This window comes from Nocardioides ultimimeridianus, from assembly GCF_054777895.1.
The window spans coordinates 1-14,443 of sequence record NZ_BAAHAB010000029.1 but is presented as its reverse complement, the minus strand read 5'-3'; the positions used below and the strand labels follow the sequence as shown (position 1 = coordinate 14,443).

Annotated in this window: 15 protein-coding genes; 8 read left to right on the top strand and 7 right to left on the bottom strand. The window is 66.9% G+C overall.

Features of this window, described 5'->3' with window-relative positions; translation table 11 throughout:
* Nucleotides 1-26 precede the first annotated feature (26 nt).
* From ACYU8V_RS22270 to ACYU8V_RS22260, 3 genes are all read right to left on the bottom strand, one after another.
* A complete protein-coding gene (locus ACYU8V_RS22270; protein WP_460850417.1) occupies nt 27-620 on the bottom strand; it encodes a hypothetical protein in 594 nt (197 codons plus the stop codon).
* A complete protein-coding gene (locus tag ACYU8V_RS22265; RefSeq protein ID WP_460850416.1) occupies nt 617-1,711 on the bottom strand; it encodes a hypothetical protein in 1,095 nt (364 codons plus the stop codon). Before ACYU8V_RS22265 ends, ACYU8V_RS22270 begins: the two co-directional genes overlap by 4 nt.
* A gap of 580 nt (nt 1,712-2,291) precedes the next feature.
* Nucleotides 2,292-2,633 carry a hypothetical protein gene (locus ACYU8V_RS22260; protein WP_460792914.1) on the bottom strand — a complete coding sequence of 114 codons (342 nt, stop codon included), beginning with the start codon at nt 2,631-2,633 and terminating at the stop codon, nt 2,292-2,294.
* 127 nt (nt 2,634-2,760) lie between these two features.
* Between ACYU8V_RS22260 and ACYU8V_RS22255 the strand changes: the two genes are divergently transcribed.
* The 5 genes from ACYU8V_RS22255 to ACYU8V_RS22235 all read left to right on the top strand — a co-directional run bounded on the left by ACYU8V_RS22255 (nt 2,761) and on the right by ACYU8V_RS22235 (nt 6,898).
* Entirely contained in the window at nt 2,761-3,069 is a 309-nt protein-coding gene (locus ACYU8V_RS22255; protein WP_460792915.1) for a hypothetical protein, read from the top strand.
* 152 nt (nt 3,070-3,221) lie between these two features.
* Entirely contained in the window at nt 3,222-3,581 is a 360-nt protein-coding gene (locus ACYU8V_RS22250; protein WP_460792917.1) for a hypothetical protein, read from the top strand.
* Between the two features lie 25 nt (nt 3,582-3,606).
* Nucleotides 3,607-5,475, top strand: a complete 1,869-nt coding sequence (locus ACYU8V_RS22245) for a ThiF family adenylyltransferase (protein ID WP_460792918.1) — start codon at nt 3,607-3,609, stop codon at nt 5,473-5,475.
* Nucleotides 5,472-6,065, top strand: coding sequence for a hypothetical protein (locus tag ACYU8V_RS22240; RefSeq protein WP_460792919.1), 594 nt, complete (start codon nt 5,472-5,474; stop codon nt 6,063-6,065). Before ACYU8V_RS22245 ends, ACYU8V_RS22240 begins: the two co-directional genes overlap by 4 nt.
* Before the next feature lie 2 nt (nt 6,066-6,067).
* Nucleotides 6,068-6,898, top strand: coding sequence for a hypothetical protein (locus tag ACYU8V_RS22235; RefSeq protein ID WP_460792920.1), 831 nt, complete (start codon nt 6,068-6,070; stop codon nt 6,896-6,898).
* A 131-nt stretch (nt 6,899-7,029) separates the two neighbouring features.
* Here the strand turns inward: ACYU8V_RS22235 and ACYU8V_RS22230 are convergent, their stop codons facing one another.
* From ACYU8V_RS22230 to ACYU8V_RS22215, 4 genes are all read right to left on the bottom strand, one after another.
* The gene (locus ACYU8V_RS22230; RefSeq protein WP_460792921.1) at nt 7,030-8,619 is read right to left on the bottom strand and encodes a hypothetical protein; all 1,590 of its coding nucleotides are present in this window, start codon (nt 8,617-8,619) and stop codon (nt 7,030-7,032) included.
* A 14-nt stretch (nt 8,620-8,633) separates the two neighbouring features.
* Nucleotides 8,634-10,076 (bottom strand): hypothetical protein, encoded by a 1,443-nt coding sequence (locus tag ACYU8V_RS22225; RefSeq protein ID WP_460792923.1) that lies wholly within the window; start codon nt 10,074-10,076, stop codon nt 8,634-8,636.
* Between the two features lie 692 nt (nt 10,077-10,768).
* Nucleotides 10,769-11,005, bottom strand: coding sequence for a hypothetical protein (locus ACYU8V_RS22220; RefSeq protein WP_460792924.1), 237 nt, complete (start codon nt 11,003-11,005; stop codon nt 10,769-10,771).
* Nucleotides 11,006-11,929: 924 nt separating this feature from the next.
* Nucleotides 11,930-12,277: a helix-turn-helix domain-containing protein gene (locus tag ACYU8V_RS22215; protein WP_460792925.1), complete on the bottom strand. Its 348-nt coding sequence runs from the start codon at nt 12,275-12,277 to the stop codon at nt 11,930-11,932.
* A 168-nt stretch (nt 12,278-12,445) separates the two neighbouring features.
* On the opposite strand from ACYU8V_RS22215, the gene ACYU8V_RS22210 reads away from it, so the two are divergent.
* The 3 genes from ACYU8V_RS22210 to ACYU8V_RS22200 all read left to right on the top strand — a co-directional run bounded on the left by ACYU8V_RS22210 (nt 12,446) and on the right by ACYU8V_RS22200 (nt 14,401).
* A complete protein-coding gene (locus ACYU8V_RS22210) occupies nt 12,446-12,727 on the top strand; it encodes a transposase (RefSeq protein ID WP_460792927.1) in 282 nt (93 codons plus the stop codon).
* Between the two features lie 29 nt (nt 12,728-12,756).
* Nucleotides 12,757-13,602 (top strand): IS3 family transposase, encoded by an 846-nt coding sequence (locus tag ACYU8V_RS22205; RefSeq protein WP_460792928.1) that lies wholly within the window; start codon nt 12,757-12,759, stop codon nt 13,600-13,602.
* A gap of 346 nt (nt 13,603-13,948) precedes the next feature.
* Nucleotides 13,949-14,401: an RHS repeat-associated core domain-containing protein gene (locus ACYU8V_RS22200; protein ID WP_460850415.1), complete on the top strand. Its 453-nt coding sequence runs from the start codon at nt 13,949-13,951 to the stop codon at nt 14,399-14,401.
* The last annotated feature ends 42 nt before the right edge of the window (nt 14,402-14,443 follow it).

Below are 14,443 nucleotides of genomic sequence, written 5' to 3'. Positions count from 1 at the left end.
GAGAGCGGCGAGTAGGGCACCGAGGATCACCTCAAAGCCCACCACCCCACGGGGCTCTGTCTGCATGAAGCGGCGATCCGCAGACCGAAATGGCCCTGCCAGCGATACGACCCGCCTTGTGCGGTGGTGTAGTCGATCTCGACGCCGTCCACCGTCGGGTCCGGTCCGGTCTGCTTGAGATGGAGCACCACCTCATAGGTCGCGGTTGCAGTGGGAATCTGAGTTCCGGCTCCAACCGCGACGCGACGGTCCCAGTGCACGCCGGGCAGCGACGTCGCGGCGTGGGACGGCGGGAACCGGCCGGAGTCGCCCATGAGCGTCGTACCGGTGATCGGAACCAAGTAGGTCTGTTGGAGTTCGAACCCGCGCGGGGTCAGAAGCTTGACGGCCTGCACGGTCAACTGGTCGCTCGGCGAGACGCCGATGGCATGGGAGCCTTCGGTGGCCTGCCCGGAGTGGGTCTCGGGAACGCAGTCCACCCCGACCTGGGTTCCGGAGACGAGCGGGCCGCCATCAGCGAATCGCGTCGAGGATCCTGAACAGCCTGTTGCCGTGATGGCCACGAGGGCAGTCATCGTCGCGCGAGCGATGCGCCGCCGTCGGCTGCTGCTGCGTTTCACCTGCGCGGCGGCTTCGCGATGAGGATGTGCGGCGTCTGCGCGGGAACGCTGTCGACGCCGCAGAGCCGCCCGCTCCTGCTGAAGTGGAATGCGTTCACGGCCTCCTTACTGAAGCCGGTCTTGATGGACAGGTTGATCCCGATGGCGGCCTTCGCGCTCAGCCCGCCGCTCCAGGTCTCGGACGCAGAGGTACCCGAGGTGGGAGAGGAGCCGCGCTCCTGGAAGGTGCAGTACCTCGCTGTTGGTGTGGACTTGAAGGCGTAGGTGGACGCCCCTCCTGCCCACACGGACCGGGTTTCGTAGTGGGTCTGACTCACCCGGGTTGAATAGCAGAACACCTTGTAGACCCTCACGTTGAACCAGGAGCGGCGCCCGTAGTAGCCCGACGTCTTGGCGGGGAACCCTTCGGCGAACGTGCTCGAAGTGCTGGCTGTGCCGCTGAGCTTGAACGACCCGTAGTCGCCGCTCAACGAGAAGCCGACGCCGACCGTCGACTCCGCTCCCTGAGAGTACGTGAAGTCGGTGGTGGCGTACCTGAACAACGAACCGGACGCATTCACCAGCGCGGGCCTGTTGCCGTAGTCGTGAACGAGCGTGTCGATGCAGTTCTTCGGGAACGCGCCGGCAATCGCTGAGTTCTCGACCGGCACGGAGGTATTCCGCGCGGGAACGGCGGCGGTCGCGACCATCGCCCCAGTCGTGCCGGTGCCGACGCTTCCTTGCCGGCCGAGGGTGAGGGTCAGGTTGGACAGCGGGCTCACGGTCACGGGGCTGGCCGTCGAACGCAGGCCGCCGACCACCCGGGTCACGGGCTCGGACGGATCGGTGACCGCTTCGCGGGTCACCCCGTCCACCGAGCTCGTCACGAGCCGCCGCGAGAACGCAAACGCAGCAGATCCCCCGCCCGGGGCGGCGGCGTTGAGGGTGAAGTTGACGACGCCTCCGGCGTCAGCGCCTTGGGAGAGCACCGACGCGTCCGGCAGCGTCAAGCTGAACGACCCGTCGGCGTTGACCTCACCGCTTCCCACGGTCTGCAAGTTGACCGAGTCGCCGACCGACTGCGCGCGGAGGACGTCGTCGCTCGGCCACATGAGGAGGCTGAGCTGCGTCCCGACCGCGGGATGTCCTGCGCTGTCCAGTACACGGCCGCTGGACAGGACGTTCGCTCCGCCGGCTGCGTGGGAAGCCCCCACCGGCGCTACGACACAAGCTGCTGTCACCCACCCCGCAGCAACGACTCTCTTGATCATCTACGTTCTCCCGATCGAACGGGTGCGGCCCGAGCCGCACGGACAGCACTTCCAGTCCGCTGCGCCGACGCCGTCGATGTATCCACCGCGCAGTCGCAGCACCAGGAGTCATGCTCCCTAACGCGCCCTTGGAAACCCCCGTGCTCGGATGCAAACCGGCCACGTCAAAAACGTGCCCGGTTCGAAGGAGGCCCGGTCCGTCCTGTTTACGAGCGGGGACACTCGCGGCGGCCGCGCCGTGGCGCTTTACGAACGCGCAAGGTCCGCGCTGCCGTCCGCGCCATCAATCGACCGCGCCCTGACCGAACCCGTTCCTTCAGCCGCCGCTCGCGTTCACTCGCACCTACCACCTCGCGCTCCTTTGGCGACCGGCTCAGCACTCTCGACTCCTGCTCGGTCGCGGCGGGCCAAGGCCGGGACGCTAACGACCGTCGGCTGCGCGAGACAGTTGCGCGATGCGGGACTTGCTCAACCCCGCCGCGCGGGCGATGCGGTTGTAGGACCAGCCTGCGGCACGAAGTTCAGCGACCGCGGCCAGGCGCACCTTCGCCACCTCCTCACGGAAGGCCTCGATCTGTCCCAGTAGGACAGTGGCGGTCCGAATCCGGGCGACTGGATCGCCGAGCCCTTTGAGTACACGGATCTCCACCGCGTCGTCCAGGTGTGGCTTTAGGGCGCGGGACGAGTCGGCCGGCGATGAATAGAGCTCGGGAGTGGTCCATGACGCAGCGGGCGGCGTTTGCGAGTTCGGCACCAGCGTCACCGGTAGCGGCCCTGGTCGGCGGCCCAGTAGCGCAATGGTGTCGCGCGCAGGAACTGTCGTGCGGAGCGACTAGCCTGACCGCGTGCCGCGACGATCTGAACAAGACGGGCCACCGCGCAGCTGGCTCGTGGCTGGGTCGTGGCCTGACGGTGAGTTCGACGAGGATGCTCCCGAAGCGGTGGCATACGCCGTGGAGATCTCAAAGGCGCTCGAACGCGCGCTACAGGGCAAGAACAAGTCCGCGATCGCCACGGACGCCCGCATCGAGCGGACCGTGCTGTACCGCATCCTGCAGGGTAATTCGTGGCCTGACACCTTGAGTATCGCGAAGTTGGAGCTGTCTCTTGCAGAGTCGCTTTGGCCCGCCGAGACTCCTGTCTTGCGCCGCGCGCGTCGCGGTCGCCGGTCTCGCCGCGACGACGGTGCCTCTGCCTGACCCGCCGCCTTGAGGCTGCGATCCGCACATGTTCCGAGCTCGCGTCTCTCTTCTGCTGTGGGATTACTTGGCTCATCGAACCTTGACATCCTGCCGTGTAGAGGTCTACACCTGACCGGTGAGGTTTAGAAGATACAGCCCAGGAGGCGGCCATGGCCGGAAGTGACGGCGACGCGAGGCCGGAAGCCTCTGACGAGCCGGGCGGAGACGGAACGTTCGGCACTGAGGCTCCGCGAACGAGTCAGAGCCGGGATCCGAGCCACGGCACGGACGGAGTGCGCGGCGAGTCGAACGACGAAGAGGACGTCAGAGGTCCGAGCACCGATGACGCGGATGACGACCGGACAAACGGCCCTGGCATGGGCGAGGCGGGAGCGAGTGGCCGACGTGTCACGCGCCGTACGGTGCGGCGCAACACGACCAGCGAGGTCATCGAGGAGACGGTCAACGAGAACATTCCGCTGCTCGCCTATTTGACCGAGGGTGAGCTGCATCCGGCCCCGGTCGGCTGACTGCCGCGGCTGGGCAGGGTGACAGATGGACAGGCAGAAGCAACAGGGGCAGGCCGGCGTGGTCGCCTGGCAGAAGCGCTATCCGCAGCGGTGGAGGCGGGAGTTGGCGGAACTGCGAGCGACCGGCTGGCCGTACAAGGTGTACTACAGCGACGGTCGAGTGCGTCTGCGCATCAACTACCCGTTGCCAGCAGCATCGCCGGCCGTTAGGTCCGCCGCGGACCAGCGGTACGCGCGCCTTGACGTCACCTTCCGCAACACCTACCCGTTCTTTCCAGCAATCGTTACTGACCGCCGGAATGACCTGGGTCTGGAACGACACCGCGGGCCGACCACGTCGCGCCTGTGCCTCGTCCACGACGAGCATCACCGTGTCGATCAGACCGTGGCGCAGTTGCTCGCCGAACAGATCCCGAAGATCCTCCGCGCCGGCCGGGCTGGCGTCGGGGCCCGGTTCGTCGGACGCCGGGGTGATGAGCTGCCGGTAGCGGACGCGATCCATGCCCGGGTGGGCTACTCGGGGCCGACGATCCTGGTGCCCGACCAGCCGGTGCCAGCGGGCGTCGAGCAGGGCCGGTTGATCATTCGATACGCCGTCATGGGCCACCGGTCACACATCGGATCAGGCCTCCTCAAGACGATCCGTGGCCCTGGCGTCGAGATCAACGCCGATCCAGCCCTCGCCAGGCGCGGCGCTGAATTTCCTGTGCTCAGTGTCGGCCGTTGGCTGCGTGACCCGGAGTTCGATCCGGCCGATTCCGCGGAAGAGACCTGGCGTCGCGTCCGTGGTCGGCTCGCTCCTCAGGCGAGAAAACTTGCGGCCGATCCCGGGCTGCCCTACGTCTCACCGCGCGACGTGGAGACGATCGGCCTCCTGGTTCCAGACGAGGTGGGGTATCGGGATCCCGGGGAGTCGTGGCTGTTCCTGTTCCGAATGCGCCAGCAGCCTGAAGGCAAGTCGGAGGGCTGGGCGACCTACCTGTGCAACTCACAGACCTTCTCGCCCGAGGCGCTGGCGCTGAGGGCGCCGGCCGTGCAGGAACTCCGCAGGCGGTCAGCGGTCATCGTCGGTCTCGGCGCCGTCGGCCACCACATCGCCCACGACCTCGGCCTCTCCGGTGTCGGCGAGCTGCATCTCGTCGACCACGACCGGGTCGACGCTGCGACGGCGCTGCGGCAACCGGCGCCGGCGGCTTGGGCAGGTGAGAGCAAGGCGAGGCTGGCCGCCGAGACGATCCAGGCAGCCAACCCATGGACGCACGTCCACCCCATCGGCATCGACATCAGCGACGTCTGGGAGACCTGGGCCGATCCGGGCGCCGAGAGAGCGATTGTCCGCCTTCGTGACCGTCTGCTGACCGCCGACTTGGTCATCGACGCCACGGCGAACCCCGCGGTGACCAGGTGGCTCTCTGCGCTCAGGGTGGCGCAACGCCGCCCGTTCCTGCACGTCTCCGCCACCGCCGGCGGCTACGGCGGCATCGTCTACCTGCAGTCCGCGGATACCGGTTGCTGGGAGTGCGTCGAACGGTGGCGTGCACAGGGCGCGCGCGTCCCCGAGAGACGGGTCCTGCCGTTGCCAGCCGCGGATCCGAACGGGTGGGTGAACCCGTCGCGCTGCGGCAGCGTCACTTTCACCGGAACCAGGCCGGATCTTGCCACCGTCGCCCATCACGCCAGCCGGGTCGCGACCCACCACCTGATCGGCGACGCCGGCTTGGGCGGCGACTACTACGTTGCCAACCTGCGCGATGCGTACGGCCAGCCGATCCCGGTCACCTGGCGGGCGGTGCCGCTGCCGCAGCATCCGGCCTGCTCAGCGCGACACGCGACGCGTGCCGCCTACTCGCTCGGTCGTCGCGGCCGCGTGCCGGGGGAGGAGCGGTGTCGATGAGCGCGGAACCGTTGGAACTAGGACGGACACTCGGCGAGGACCAGATGGCGGCCTACGCGCTGGCGGCTGGGGTGTCGATCGGCCCGGGGAACGTAGCGTTGAGCGATCCTCGTCCAGGGCCGCCGCAGGCGGGTTGGTGGGACAGGCGGCTGCTCCTTCAGTATCACCGGTGGACTGATGTCACCGGCCGCAGCCACCAGCTGAGACACATGAGCGTCATGTACCGCGAGAACGTCGCCGCGTTCGTCGAGTTGCACGCGGTCGACATGGTGGCGAGGGCGACCGGGCTCCTCGCTGCGGGAGCCCTCGATCCTGCGGTACCGGCCACGGAGTTGGCCCGGCAGATGGAGCTGTTGCGCCTGTTGAGGGGCCGATGGGTGCGGGGGACGCCGCTGGTGGCGGGCCTGCTGTTCCTCAACGAGCAAGCTTCCCAGCGGGTCCGGGGGCGCCTCAACCCGCGCGGTTCCCTTGAGCCGGTCCGCGAGTTCGACGCGTTCATGCAGCGCCTTCGGCGTGACGCCTCCGAATCATCAAACGATGCTGCGGGACTTTGTGATGCGACATTCCCTGCGAACGAAGGCGGATCATGAACATGAGTGCTGACGGCACCAAGGGCACCGCAGACGCCAACCAGCCAGAAGCCGACCTGCCAGACGACGATATCGAACGCGGGATCCTGGTGGCGGCCGGCGTGTACGCCGCACCCGCCGCTGATCTGGTCGCTGCGCTGATGGCCTCACGATACGCCGGCTACTTCAACCCGAGCGTGGTTCTGCAGGCCAGCGTGTGGGTCGAGAACGACGGGACCCTGCGCCCGCTCGAGGACCTGACCGCCGAGGAGCGGTTCGCTGTCATCACCTACCTTGTTGGCACGGCACCGGTGATGGTCGAGGCGTCCCGGCTCTCCATCGCGGCGAGCGTCGCGATCGGTGTGGAACCCAGCGATGCCGCTGAGCTGAGCCAGGCGCTGCACGAACTCAAGGAGGGATGGATCGAGCGGACCCCGCTGCTGCGGCGGCTCCGCGCGTTGGACGCCTTCGCCGGCGATGAGGCGACCCGCCGGGACGCGACCGTCGAGGCGGCGCCGGCCGCGCCCGCCGTCGAAGCGGTGGCTGAAGTCAGGGACGCCGATCGCGGCCTCTGGCGGGTCACGACGGAGACGAGTATCTACTACCTGGACCTGGATCGACGAGAAGCGATGCGTCTGGATGGTGCGGCGCGGGGCCATCACGTCGCCGAGGACGGCGTAGTCGTGTGGGCAAACCGGTTACCGAATGACCGACAATGGAACCCGCTCGTCGTGCTGGAGGAATGCCGTATCGGCGCTCCGATGCGGCTGTCCGCAGCGGTTGAGGGCACGCTTACGCCGTTCCGGTCGACCTCGGTGACCCGGATCGAGAGCGTCGACGCTCGCGATCGGTGAGGTTTCCTGGGCCTCGGCCTCCGGGACGCACCGCTTCGACGCTTGGTCGCGCCTGTTCGATTGAAGAGGCGGGTTTGGGTCAGCGCCGGGGAACGCCAACTCGGCATTTCGGATAGACGGTGCCGTCGCTGTCATGTGCGGCCGGCCGTCGTGGCGAGTTGCCGGGCTCGCTCTGCACCGAGCGCGGTGTAGCGCCACCGTCGGGGACGCCCGCCGTCGTGTGTGAGGAGGCCGTGCTGCTCGAGTCGGCGCAGGATCGGGCTGCTGATCGCCGCGTCTGCCCTGGTGCCGGCGAGCTCGAGATTGGTGGCACCGGCCGTCAGCCGGTCCGTTTGGAGCAGGAGTTGCCGTGGTCGCGCCGGCGGGTTCTCGACCCACTGGTCGTAGCGGCTGCGAAGTGCGGCGATGCAGTCCTCCTGCGGCATCCGCAGGGCTCGGTAGTCCGCGGGGAAGCGGAGGTCGGCGGGCATGCCGAGGTTGACGCCCCCGGGTGCGAGCAGGCAGTCGCACAGTAGGTCGCTCGGGATCTCGGGAACGCGCGCGACGATGGAGGCTATGTTGCCGCAGTCGCAGGTAACTCCCCGATACGACGCCTGGGTCGGAAGGACGCTCGGCGATGTCGTCTCCACGAGGCTCGGCATCCATGGTCGGACCCGTGACGGTGAGGAGGGGGACGGTGCGCTGGGCCGGGTGTAGGACCGGATGGCGGCCGTCAGTTCCAGAGGAAGGTCGCGGACCGCGTCGGTGTGCGAGAACTCGGGGTGGCTGGCCGCATAGGTGGCGAGTGCCTGGCGTTCGTAGGAGACCCTCACATATTTGCCGCTGCCCAGCCACCAGAACCCGGGGTCGGTGTAGACGCCGGTGACCCACGTGCCGAACGCGTCCGTCCGCCATTCGTCGCCGACCCAGTCGGGATAGGGGTCGCCGCATGCGTGGTGAAGGACGACGTGGGGGAGTTGGGTGAACGGTGCGTTCGCCAGTGTTCGTGCCGCGTTGGCGGTGAGGTTGCCGCGCACCTTGAGCTCGTGGATCAGCAGTTTCCGCGAGGCGGGGTTGTGGTTGAAGCCGGGGGACAGGTTGGTGCGCACCGTCTGGGCCCCGTGGCCGCGCACGTCGAGCGTCCATTCGACGGGGCCGAGCTCCGCGACCCCGTCGGTGGTGTTCACTCGTACGGTCGCCGATGCCCAGAACCGGCCCGCGCGCCGCTCGATCCGCAGGACGGGCATCACGGTCTTCAGCGCCGCAAACTCCTCCTGGGTCACCTCGTTCCCACATTCACGCAGGCGGGTTGCTGCCTTGAGCAGAACGTCGGCGCACACGTCGAAAGGCGCGTCCAGGTCGACCGCGATCGGGTCGTCGGCGAGCTCGTCGATCTGTTGCTGGATGTCGGCGGCATGGGACGCTGCCGCGCGTGCGGCGTCGCGATAGCTGTCGGCTTCGTGCGCGTCGTCGGCCTCGAGCGAGTACCTGCGGGCCCGGGCCTCGGCTGCTCTGGTGTCGGCGAGCAGCGCAGTGAGCGCGGCGACCTGCTGGGCGCGAGAGTCGAGGGTGAGTTGGCTGCCGACGCCGTGATAGGTGGTGTGGCCGGCGAGCCGCATCACGTCGATCCCGTTGCGGCATGCCTCGGCGAACGCTGTGGCGAATCCTGTCAGGATCGTGTCGGCTTTCACGTAGGCGACCACCTGGGTGTCGATCGCGTCCGCTGTGAGGGTGCTGGTCACCGAACGTCCGACCCTCACGACGGCTCTCCCGTCCGGCTCCCGTTGGCCAGCGGCCAGCGGACCAGCCGGTAGGCGCTGCGGCTGGAGACCTGCAGCTCGTAGTGCCAGTCGTCGTCGAGCCAGCTGCGTCCGGCCAAGGGCGCGATCGACCTCTTGGACCGGGCACGCTCGCGCCGGCGGGCTGCGGCCGCGTCGAGGTTGCGGGCGTTGTCCGCGCTAAGCAGCTGCGCGAGCAGCCTGGGTGCCTTGGACTCCTCGCTCACGGCCTCCGACAGAGGCCGCTCAGCGGTGGAGCCCTTGCCGAGCAGTGCTCGGGTGCGAGCGACGGCGGCTTCGCCGAAGGCGGTGAGGATCTCGGGCTCGGCCCAGCCGCCCTCGGGTACGGGAACGCGGTACAGCATCTGCAGCTCTCCGACGTCGGTCGCGTCGCCGGGCGCGCGGACGATGGGCACACCGGAGATCTCGTCGTGGTCGGGGAAGACGTTGGTCATCCGCCACAGGTATTCACCGTGAACCCATAGCGGAGCCCATGCGTAGAGACCGTTGATGAAGCTGTCCGAGGCCTGGATGGCGGCAGCCGGGGTCCTGACCCCGAGGCGGCGGTGCTTGCGCATGCTGGTGACACCTGCCCTCGACAGCTGGCGCATCGCCTCCGAGGTGGGCAGTTGCTCGTTGCACAGGATGAGGAGCATCTCTCGGACCGCCTCCCGCTGACCCGGGTCCGGTACGAGTTGACGAGTGGCGCTGTCGAGCATGTAGCCGAACGGGATGGTGCCGTGGCCGAACGGCCACTCGTGCCGACGCCATTTGGCGATCCGTCCGGCCAGCAGGCGGCGCACGATCCAGTCGCGCTCCATCGACGCGATCCACGCAAACATCGAGAACATCATCTGACCGATGTCCCTGTTGATGCCGGTGAAAGCAAATGCAAGCTCGCCCGCCCAGACGGTGTCGACGTTGCCGATCAGCTCGGCCTGCAGACGCATGCCTTGCTCGTGTGAGCGGATCAGACGGGAGAAGTAGGCGGCGTAGACGTTCACCGGCCGAAGCCGCAGGACGGTGTCGATGAGAATGCCGGTGAAGCCGTTGATCTCTCCCTTGTTTGCCTTTACGGCCGAGGCTTGCGACCACAGGTGCCACTGGCCGCGGTAGTGGAACAGGATGGCCTTGCACGCGCCCCTGGTCAGATGCTCGACGATGACGGTCTCCTGTCGAGGCTTGGCTCCCGGCGCACGGAATTCGACGGTGAAGGAGTCGCCGTGGAACGGCGCGAGCCCGGCTCTTAGAACCGCGTCGATCTCGGGGATGTCTCGATGTGGGAAGTAGGTCTGCTGCCGCATCGTGTTGAACAGTTCCATGTCCCATTCGTCGCTCTCGCGGACGATGAAGAGGTTCTGCGCGCGCGCCGGATCAGTGGGCGCGGTTGGCCGAGATAGCGGATTTAGCGGGCTGGCCATGTGAGTTCCTTCGGGCGGGCGGGCTCCGGTTGAGCTCCGCGTTTCGTTGGGCCGCCGCGCGCAAGGGTCATCCAGGCTCTGGCGAGCTGGATGGCCACGACCGGGTCACGGGAAACGGTCCTCAGCCGTACCTTTGCCATTGGCCAAGTGTTGCTTCTAAACGACAGTTGGTCAATGGTTTGCTCTCTCAGGTTGGCGTGAACGCGGACCGGAATGAGCAAACGCTTTGGTAGCAATGCGCGGCGGCAACCAGAACTGTCCGTGGCGCACACTCCGGCGCAAGAAGGCTCATCGCGGCAGTCGCAACCCGTTCCAAGACCGCCCTGTCCGACGTCGTTGGGACGGTCGTGAGTACCGTGCAGGCGCTGCGTTGGTCATTGAGCCATGGCGCGCCACCAGTCGCCAGCAGACTCTGCATTGCGGCTGTCCTGCGACGGAGCGATAGGGGCCGGTGACGGACTGCCGGTGCGGCGGGTGCGCGTGGGTCGCAACGCCGTGGTTGCCAGCGGGGCCGGGGGGCTGAACGACGAGGAATGTCTTCGCTGTCGCCCCAAACGGCCCGTGCAACGCGTTGATAACCTTATCGCCGGGCTGCGTCGCGTCAGCACGACCTGCTCGCCTGGGTGCCGCTCGTCGGCGTGCGGCGATTCGGCCGGCGAACTACGTTGCTGAGCGTTGTCGAAGGCGACAGTTCAGTTGCTGGGGCGCACCGGCGAAAAAAGATGCGCGAAATGATTGCGGGCTCTCTTGGTCGCCGAACGTTTCCCCTCATGACCAATCTCGCTGTGCAGCCCGCCGCCCCAGCGTTCACCTGCCCCGAGCTCGCCGACCTGCTTGAGCGGCTCCTCGGCGACGAACCAGCCGTCACCGACGCGCCGCCAATCGTGACCTTCCGACCGGTCGTCGCCGTTCCGTCCCAGCCTGCCCAACCCACTTCCTCTGCGTGATCCGGCGCTAATACGCGCAGGACGCCTTCGATGGGATGAAGGCCTGCCGGCACAAGGTGGGCTCGCCCTGTGGCGAGCCCACCCTCCGCTCGGAGCGAGCCGCGGCACCGCCCGACGAAGCTAAGACCCCGTTGCTCGACATCACCATCGCCTGACTCTCCTTGTCCGACTAGGTCGCCCCGTACCTGAACCCGCGACCGCGCGAGCTGGGGATGGCCAGGATGATCTCTGCTGTGGATGCCAGCCCTCGCCCTCGTCTCCGTGACGGCGTCCAACACCCCGGCCATCGTGCGCCCGTGGCCAGTGCGGTTCCCATCACCGTGGCGCCTTGCTACATCAAACAGGCCTTAGTCGAGAAGTCCGGCGACACCGTGAAGGTGACCGGGCCATGCAGCGCGACCGCACCCTCGACGACACGCGCCGAGGCCCTGGGAGCAGGGCGAGCGACGGGCACTTTGTCGAGAGTCAACGGCCCAGCCCGGGCGCGGGAAAACATCCCTGAAATGATTGCGGAAGGGTGCCGGCGCCCGAACCTTCTCCGCCGTGACCGCCCATGCCCCGAATCCCCAGACCTTCATCTATCCAGACCTGGCAGACCTACTCGACAACCTCGACAACCTGCACCGACCAGACCCGCCTGTCGCGCACCTCGTCACCTTCATGCCCGTGAGCGACACGCCATGACCACTCAGCGCAACGGCCCGCGCTTCCACGGGCGTGCGTAGTCGCGACCATCGACCGGCTCGTCCAGCGTCCGATCGGTGGTCGCAAGCGCGAGGTGAGATGAACCAGGGGCGCCTGGGAACCGGTCGGTAATAGCTTCCGGCCGAGTTCCCACCATGGGAGCACCCTAGCCCGCTGACCTGGGGGCTCACGACCTCCCGTCAACCAAAGTTGACGGGCCCTTCACCGCATCGCCAGGTGCAGGCTCTCGACTCCATCGTCCTTGAGCTCGCCGGCAGGGATCGGGACCGTCAGCGTGAGCTCCGCACCGAGCGCTCCCACGATCTTGAGCAGCGTGGAGGCGGTCGGCGCAACCAGGCCCCGCTCGATTCGGCTGATGTCGCCCTGGTCCAGGCCGGCCAGCTTGGCAACCTCGCCCTGCTTGAGGTGGACGGCCTTGCGGGCGACCGCCAGTGCCGCGCCCACCCCGTACGTCGCGTACGTCGCGTCGAAGGCCTCAACTGCTGCCTTCTCGGTCGCCGACGCCGTCTTGGCACGCCGAGCGGCGTACTCCTGGAACGTCTCTGCCATGGTCACCACCTTCCCATCAGACTCGAAGTGTATGGGGAATGTCCCATATTCTCAATGTCCGGGCAGCACTCTCTCGGGCAACGCTTTCGAGGGTGTCCGGCCCCCCGATTTCTGGTCCAACTTGTTTGAGAGTGTGTCGACAAGTGAGAGGACCGGTGTGAGTGATCGATGGCTGCAGCTAAGAGGTTGAGCCCGGAGCAGATCGTGGCGAAGTTGCGCGACGCGGAGCGTTTGCAGGGTCAGGGCGCGACGATCCCGCAGGTGTGCAAGAAGCTCGGCGTGAGCGAGCAGACGTTCTATCGGTGGCGTCAGAAGTATGGCGCGTTGAAGGAGGACGAGGCGATCCGCCTCAAGACACTCGAGCAGGAGAACGCCCGCTTGAAACGGATCGTTGCCGAACAGGCACTCGACATCTCGATGCTCAAGGACCTGGCCAAGGGAAACTTCTGAGCCCGGCCCGGCGGCGGGACGCGGTCGCGATGCTGATGCGCAAGCACAGGGTCAGCGAGCGCCGTGCCTGCCGGCTGGTCGGGCAGAACCGATCGAGCAACCGCTACGTGCCGGTGCCGTCCGACTTCGAGGTCAAGCTGGTCGAACGGATGACGATGCTGGCTGAGGAGCATCCGAAGTGGGGCTATCGGATGGTCCATGGCCTGCTGGTCGAGGAGGGCTGGCCGGTCAACAAGAAGCGCATCGAACGTTTGTGGCGGCAACAAGGGCTGCAACTGCCCCCGTACCGCAAGCAGCAGAACTCGGGTCAGAAGGCCCGTGGGGACGACGGAAACAGCGTGTGGAACCTGCCTCCGCTGTATCGGAACCACATCTGGTCCTATGACTTCATCAAGCGCCGTACCGACGACGGGCGGCCGGTGCGGGTGTTGAATGTGATCGATGAGTTCACTCGGGTCGGGGTGGGGAGCCACGCCGCGCGCAGCATCGGCGCGAAGTCGGTGGAGAAGCACCTGGAGCGGCTGTTCGCTGAGCACGGCAAGCCGACCCTGATCCGTGCTGACAACGGTCGGGAGTTCATCGCTGACGGGCTGCTGAACTGGCTCGGTGAGCAGGGCGTGAGGGGTGTGTTCGTGGCGAAGGCCAGCCCCCAGCAGAACGGCTACATCGAGCGGTTCAACGGAACGATGGAGCGCGAGCTGTTCGGGCATGAGATCTACTACTCGGTGCTCGAGGTCCAGCACGTCGTCGACGAGTGGCTGGAGAAGTACAACCATCGCCGGCCGCACCGGGGATTGGGTGGCAAGACCCCTGCGGCGTACGCGAAGATGGCTGGAATCGATCCGTGCATGGCTGATGGTGGTGGTAGCGAATGAGAGTGCCTGCCACCACCACGCGTGGACCAGTTCACCACCCCGGCGAAGCGCTGGTCCTGGAGTGGCCGACGGCGCCGACTAAAACCGAGGTTGGCCCAGAAACCTGGGGCCGGACAAGATCAACCTGCGACAGAACCAAGCCAGCTACACCTACGACCAAGCCGGCGAACGCACCCACGTCACCGACCTCGCCGGCAACTCCACCGACCTCACCTACGATCAAGCACTCCGACTCGTCAACTACGGCGGATCGACTTACACCTACGGAGCAGACGGACTCCGCGCTTCGAGCAACATCACCGGCGCGGCAACCTATTCATGGGACCGCTCCACACAGGTACCCAGCATGCTAACTGCGGGCAGCACATCCTACGTCTACGGACCCGACGGGGTACCCATCGAGCAGGTCTCGAGCGATGGCACCACGCTTTACCTCCAGGCCGACCAACTCGGCTCCACCAGAGTCATCACCGACTCCACCGGAAGCACAGTCGCCACTTTCACCTACGGACCGTACGGAGATCTCGTAGCGAAAACTGGGACGGCGGACACTCGTATGCGGTGGGGCGGCCAATATCAAGACCCAGCGACCGGCCTCTATTACCTTCGTGCTCGTGACTATGACCCAACCACCGGCGAGTTCCTCAGCGCAGACCCACTGGTCGAACTCACGGGTGCTCCGTACGCCTTCGGACGCGACAATCCGCTGAACATGACAGATCCGACAGGCCTCATCACAGGTCAAGTCTGCTGGACCCTGTCCGGTGGATTCGGGCTAGGGGGACTGCTGCACGGATAGGTGACATCTGAGCTGTGGTGCCAAGAGGTGCCGCTGGAAGGA

What these genes read in the sequence shown, in the direction of transcription:
- ACYU8V_RS22250 (WP_460792917.1), top strand. Translation starts at nt 3,222, where the DNA reads ATGGCCGGAAGTGACGGCGACGCGAGGCCGGAAGCCTCTGACGAGCCG.
- ACYU8V_RS22205 (WP_460792928.1), top strand. Translation starts at nt 12,757, where the DNA reads ATGCTGATGCGCAAGCACAGGGTCAGCGAGCGCCGTGCCTGCCGGCTG.
- ACYU8V_RS22225 (WP_460792923.1), bottom strand. Translation starts at nt 10,076, where the DNA reads ATGGCCAGCCCGCTAAATCCGCTATCTCGGCCAACCGCGCCCACTGAT.
- ACYU8V_RS22215 (WP_460792925.1), bottom strand. Translation starts at nt 12,277, where the DNA reads ATGGCAGAGACGTTCCAGGAGTACGCCGCTCGGCGTGCCAAGACGGCG.
- ACYU8V_RS22245 (WP_460792918.1), top strand. Translation starts at nt 3,607, where the DNA reads ATGGACAGGCAGAAGCAACAGGGGCAGGCCGGCGTGGTCGCCTGGCAG.
- ACYU8V_RS22235 (WP_460792920.1), top strand. Translation starts at nt 6,068, where the DNA reads ATGAGTGCTGACGGCACCAAGGGCACCGCAGACGCCAACCAGCCAGAA.
- ACYU8V_RS22265 (WP_460850416.1), bottom strand. Translation starts at nt 1,711, where the DNA reads ATGTGGCCGAGCGACGACGTCCTCCGCGCGCAGTCGGTCGGCGACTCG.
- ACYU8V_RS22210 (WP_460792927.1), top strand. Translation starts at nt 12,446, where the DNA reads ATGGCTGCAGCTAAGAGGTTGAGCCCGGAGCAGATCGTGGCGAAGTTG.
- ACYU8V_RS22200 (WP_460850415.1), top strand. Translation starts at nt 13,949, where the DNA reads ATGCTAACTGCGGGCAGCACATCCTACGTCTACGGACCCGACGGGGTA.
- ACYU8V_RS22240 (WP_460792919.1), top strand. Translation starts at nt 5,472, where the DNA reads ATGAGCGCGGAACCGTTGGAACTAGGACGGACACTCGGCGAGGACCAG.